The 6030-nt window shown below is 51.6% G+C and carries 3 protein-coding genes; 1 reads left to right on the plus strand and 2 read right to left on the minus strand.

Translation table 11 applies throughout. From position 1 onward, the window contains the following. A partial coding sequence (locus tag Q0294_RS07685; protein ID WP_299462850.1) for a hypothetical protein occupies nt 1–1254 on the plus strand: 1254 nt, incomplete at its 5' end. 15 nt (nt 1255–1269) lie between these two features. On the opposite strand, the gene Q0294_RS07690 is transcribed toward Q0294_RS07685, so the two are convergent. Both Q0294_RS07690 and Q0294_RS07695 read right to left on the minus strand, forming a co-directional pair. Then, complete coding sequence (locus Q0294_RS07690; protein WP_299462852.1) at nt 1270–3054, minus strand: HEAT repeat domain-containing protein; 1785 nt, start codon at nt 3052–3054, stop codon at nt 1270–1272. 159 nt (nt 3055–3213) lie between these two features. Beyond that, nucleotides 3214–5832, minus strand: coding sequence for a PVC-type heme-binding CxxCH protein (locus tag Q0294_RS07695; RefSeq protein ID WP_299462854.1), 2619 nt, complete (start codon nt 5830–5832; stop codon nt 3214–3216). Nucleotides 5833–6030 lie beyond the last annotated feature (198 nt).

Below are 6030 nucleotides of genomic sequence, written 5' to 3' on the forward strand. Positions count from 1 at the left end.
TCATTGAAAACTGTGATTGCGGTTCAGGTGCTGGTAGTGCTCGTTTTTTGCGGCGCTTACACGCTCGGCTCTCGGGACTCTCAGCAGGAATTCAATGATGTGTTTCTGCTGCAGGAGTCGTATCCGGAAGTCAAAATTGAACGAGAGGTGCCACTGCGCGTGACACCGTTTTACGACGATCCTTCTGTGGTGACGGACGAAGAACTGGCGGCGGTACTGAAACAGGTGCGGCCGAAATTTCCCCGGAAACATCTGAAGCCGAACCATGTGGAGCACGCTTTGCGGACCTGGAGTATTCAGTCGACGTTTCAGGATCCGAGCATTGTCTCGGGCGTTGAAATGCGGGACTTTTTGATTGATCATGCCCGTTTTCTCGCTTCGTGGGGCGATGAAGCTGCTCCTCTGCTGGTCGATCAACCGTCGGGGATTTCCATTCGCTGGGGAAGTCAGATCGGCGGCTCGGTGCATCACGACCACTGGCTCGCTTCATTGACGGAAGCCGGAATCCATCTGGATGAACCGGTTTTCGCGCCCTCCAGGCGTAATATGGATGTCAACGATGTCATTCAGCAGTCGCTGCGAGATTTTCGTCTGGATGAACGGGAAGTAGAATGGTCGGCGATGGCGTTTGGATTATGGATTCCTCCTGTGAAACAGTGGAAGTCGACCGACGGACGTGCGGTTTCATTCGATCAGATCACGCGGCGCTTGATTCGCGGTGATAAGAAATATGGCGTTTGTGTGGGGACTCACCGGGTCTATTCACTGATGCTGCTGATTCGTCTGGATGACGAGTTTGACATTTTGTCTGATGCCGCGCGGGCAGAAGCGTATGCCTACCTGGAACGAGTTCGCGACCTGATCAGCGTTTGTCAGTTTGAAGACGGCCATTGGCCGGCGAACTGGATGGATGGCAAAAAAGCGCTGACCCATCCAGAAGAGATTCCCGATTATAAAAATGTGATTGCCACCGGACATCATCTGGAATGGCTGGCAATTGCGCCCAAGGAACTGCATCCGCCGCATGAACAGATTGTAAAAGCGGCGAAATGGGTGATTAAAAATACCACCACACATACCGAAGACGAGATCCTGCAGAAATACACGTTCTACAGTCACGTGGGGAATGCCTTAGCGCTCTGGCGCAATACGCATGCCGCCACGTTCTGGAAGGAATGGCAGAAAACGCATCCGTACGTGCCGGATCTCAAGGCAGACAACGACGCGATCGAAGCCAGTAAACCAACGCTTTAATTGATGGAGTGCGGACTACTTGCCGCCGACCACCGTAAACGACGCTTTGGAACCGGCGGGTTTGAAGAATTCCGCCTGGACCCCTTTGTCGCTGCGGTTGGCCAGGTTGATCAGCAGCGTCAGTTTATGATCCCCTTTTGTCAGCTCAAATTGATTTTCCAATTCAGGTTTTAAAGCATCTGAATCCATCGAGATGCGGGTGCCCTCTGCAGAATTGATGCGAAAACCGACGGTGCCTGCTTCCGTGACATTGATGTCTGCCTGCAGGAGAATCTTTGAATCGGTGGCCAGATCTTTCAGTTCCTCAAAAGGGAGCAAACCTGCGAGCATCGCATATTGGGGGACCCAGGCCGTGACCGGTGCGCGAAGCACGTGTTCTTCAAAGAGTTCTTCGTCAGGATTTTCGTTCGATAAGATCAGGCTGGGAATTTCTCTCATCAATAACCAGCGCTGGACGGTCGGTTTGGAACGAATGGCATACGGGCCCGGTTTGCCCAGGACGGACAGATACTTGACCAGATCAACCAGTTCGTCGCGCGTTAAAAATTTGGTCAAACCCTGAGGCATCAAAGATCCCCCTTCGGCTTCGTCATCGATATCATCGACGGGGATGACCATTTCCTTGCCGTTAGCGTCTTTGAGGATCACCCGTTCGTCATTGCGATCAACAATGATGCCTCGAATGATTTTTCCTTCAAACGTCACAATCACAAACGTCTGATAGGCTTCTTTGACCGCCTGATTCGGATAGAGAATGGAACGAACCAGGTAATCGACGGGGGAACTGGCGCCGATCGGGCTCAGATCCGGGCCAACTTCTCCGCCGGCTTTGCTGACGGAATGACATTTCATGCAGCTCAGATCGGATCGACGGAAAACCTGTTCGCCGCGTTCCGCGTTTCCATGTTCAATCACATCAGCCACGAGCTGTTTAAATTCGTCTTCTGTGAGTGTCTTTTCTTCGCCCGACATGCCGGCGGCTTTACTGAGAGCATCACTTAATGCTTTATCGCTGCGTCCGACGGAATACATATACCGCAGGAGTTTTTTTGCGACGTCTTCCGGGATTTTTTGCGCAGTGATGGCAGACGCGAATTGATCGGCGGCGCCCTGTGTGTCGAGAATCGCGGCGATAAAAGGGGTCGGGTCGCCTGATTTGCCCGAAGACATAATGTTGATGCCGGCCTCTATGGCCGCTGGCAGATCGAGTGAAACCAATGCGGCTGCGCCCAGGTAGCGGATTTCCTGGGGAGAATTCTCCCGGGTCAGTTCGCGCATGGCTTTGATCCTCTCGGGGCCGCCGATGGAAACGAGGGCGTCAATCGCCGCTGATTTCAGTTTGCTGTCCGTGTTCTTTGCTAACGCTAATTCCTGGAGCTTTGCCGCTGCAGAGGGAACTTTCCATAAACCGGCCAGTTCAACGGCGGTCTGATTGACGGGAGGTTTTTCGTCAATCAGTGTGGCAATGCCATCCAGTGAACCGGCGGGAATGATTTTTCGATTCTGGAAGGCCTCTTTCAGTGAAAGCAGTGCTTTTTCCCTGATTTCGCCTTTGAAGTGATCCGCTACCGTTTGCTCCCAGATATATCCGAGGTCTTCTTTGTTTCCTTTGCGGCAGATGAGTTCAATGATCGTGCCCTGTCTTTGCGCCGGGATGCGGCCACTTTTGAGCAGCTTCATCAACGGCGACACACTGCTGGTCTGCGATTGTGCAAAAGCCTGTTCTGCGATTTGATCGTTGAGGAAAAAAGTAATTCCCAGGAACAGCAGGATTGCAAAAAAACGGGGTTGATTTCTCATTATGAAACTTACTCTGCGCAAAAAACTGATCATAGTTGGTTAAGCCGCCCGGCGGCTGTCAGCGAAATGTTGTGGGGCGAGGTTGATTGATCCGGGGGAAAATGTGACTTCTCTCCCGGATCAATCTGCTAATACTCTCTGGATCATCTCTCGTAAGATTTACTGAGCTTCCATCCGTTTTTCGAGTGTGTCCATCGTCTCTTTTAATGTGTACTCAAGATAATAATCCTGCGGGTGAACCAGTGATTCCACGGCGATCTCAAGCGCGCGAGGATCGTGATAAAAACTCAGTGCCCGAACTGCTTCCAGTCTGACTCGGGGATGTTCATCATTGACCTGGATTTGCAGTAAATCGAGCGAATTATCAATCCGGTCGCGCCAGTAGCATAAGACGCGTGTGGCTGCTGCGCGGGCTTTGGGTTCCGGCGAACGCAACATTTTATTCAGGAACGCAGCGTCGACCACATCGAGGTTCTGGTGAACCCACAACGCTTCGAGCAGGTTGTGCTGGTAATCTTTATCTTTGGGATCGAGGCCGGCAACCCACTTGTTGAGAGCCGCGATGACTTCATCGGTATTGCGAATCCGCAACTCGCGTCGGACCCGATAGCGAACCCGATCTTCGTATGTTTTCAGCAGATCGAGTAGTTCGGGAATCGAAGCACCGGCAATTTCCGGATCTTTTAATACCGGTTTATTGTTGTAAGTGACCCGCCAGATACGACCGTGCTGGGCGTCCCGGTTGGGGTCGCGGATCGAGTGCTGCATATGTCCTACGAGCGGGTTGAACCAGTCGATCAGGTACAGCGCACCGTCCGGTCCGAACTGCAGATCGACAGGACGGAAGTTGGTGTCTGTGGATGTGACGAGCGGCTCGACAGGATCTGCAGCGAAGCCGGAACCGTCTTCTTTCATTTTATACTGCAGCACGCCATGAAAGCCGATGCAGTTATTGAGCAGGTAGTTCCCCTGCATCTCTTCCGGGAACTGTCGACTGGAAACAAACTCGCAGCCTGCGGTGGGCCGCCATTGTTTTTTCAGAAACTGGTTCATGCCGGCGTGTTTGCGGGGGTAGTCCAGATCACCGGAAAATGCGGTGCCGTAATAGTTGGCGCCACCGGATGCATCTGCGACAAAATTCTGCCCCCAGCGGTCGAAGGTATGTCCCCAGGGATTGGCAAAGTTGTAAGAAACGAAGACGTCAAACTTTTCCGTTCGCGGTTCATAACGGAAGATGCCGGCATTTTTGAGGCGGCGCGGACCGTAGGGTGTTTCCACCTGAGAGTGATGAAAGGTTCCCTCCTGGAAATAGAGATCTCCGCCGGGACCCCAGGTGAAGGCGCTGATCGAATGGTGCGAGTCGGCAGAGTCGAAACCGTGCAAAACGATTTCGCGGTAGTCTGCATGATCATCGCCGTCGGTGTCTTTCAGAAATACCAGATTCGGCTGCTGGGCCACATAAGCGCCGCCGTCACCCAGTTCAATTCCGGTGGGCAGGTGCAGGCCATCGGCAAACACGGTCTGTTTGTCGGCACGACCATCGCCGTTTGTGTCTTCAAAAATCAGGATTTTATCATCGACATTTTTACCGGGCAGATATTGCGGGTAAGACGCCATCGTGCAGACCCAGAGTCGGCCTTTGCTGTCGAAGGTGAATTGAACCGGGTTTTTCAGTTCCGGGAATTCCACTTCGGAAGCGAACAGATTGATTTCAAAACCTTCAGGCAGTTCGAATTTCTTTTGTGACTCCTGAGGTGTTGTAATCTTAATCGAAGCGAGGTCTTTGACATTCGTTTTAATGTCAGCGAAGTCGCCTGTCTGACTGTCGTCAATTTTCACGGGAACGGTTTTGCCCTGTGCGACGGCCCAGATGCGTTCGTCACGATTGTGGATCATTTTGCGGAGCTTGGCAAATTCCGCAGGGAAGTTGTCGACGCCGAACGGTTCTTTTCGCCCGCCGTAGATGTAATAACCGTTGACAGAGCGATAGTCGTACCAGAACTGCCTGTTCTTCTCCAGAACTTCCGCACGCAGTTTTTTCAGGTCAACCGTCGAACCGGTTTTGGGAGCCGGACCAAACAAAGCCTCATCAATGGCGGGGGCCAGTTGCTGGTAGCCATAATCGGTCAGGTGGATGCCGTTGAACGTTAAGGGATGTTTGCCATTTTTCATCAGTTCTTTGCTGGGAGTATAGAGGTCCACAAAAACCACGTTTTTCTCTTTGGCAATTTTCTGCATGGCGGCAGTGTAGAGTTCAATACGCTGGTTATTTTCTTTGCAGTCGGTTAAACCGTGACGATGCAGATTTTCATTGGCGATGGGTGAGAAGAGAACGAGACGCGGGTGAGATTTACCGTTGTATTTTGTCTTGAGAGTCGTGTCGATAAAGTCTTTCAGGTCGGCTTCGAATTGGGCGAGCCCTTTTTCGCCGGCAAACGATTCGTTAAACCCGAAGCAGGCGATGATGACGTCGGCTTTGTGATCTTCCAGGTTGTGGCCGTGATCCTGAAAATCTTTTGAACGGGGACGCAGCGTGAGTTCGTCGGCTGACCAGCCTAGATTACGAACGACAAGTTGCTTGTCCGGAAAACGGCTATGGAGCAGTGTTTCGAAATATCCGGCATCCTGCATGCGTTCGGCGAACGTATTGCCGATGAAAACGATATGGTCATGGGGCTGCAGCTCCAGCTGTGGCTCTGCTCCTTTAACCTGACTGTTTGAAACCGTAAAGAGGGTTGCTGAGATCAGGCACAAGGCAATTTGTAGAGATTTCTTCACTGCAGTGGGCTTTCTTTATATAGGCAAAACAGGCAGGAGACCCTGAGGGCAGATTTTTGATTCAAATTTTCAGGATAGTGTATTTGGTATACCAGTCCAAACTCTAATTCTGTAGCATATAGTGACCTATGTCAAATCAATCTAATGCATTGCAGGTGTTTGTTTACTTGTTTGAACATCAGTAGCACTCTTGAAAGA

It is taken from the genome of uncultured Gimesia sp. (genome assembly GCF_937919775.1).
Classification (GTDB): Bacteria; Planctomycetota; Planctomycetia; order Planctomycetales; family Planctomycetaceae; genus Gimesia.

What these genes read in the sequence shown, in the direction of transcription:
- Q0294_RS07690 (WP_299462852.1), bottom strand. Translation starts at nt 3,054, where the DNA reads ATGAGAAATCAACCCCGTTTTTTTGCAATCCTGCTGTTCCTGGGAATT.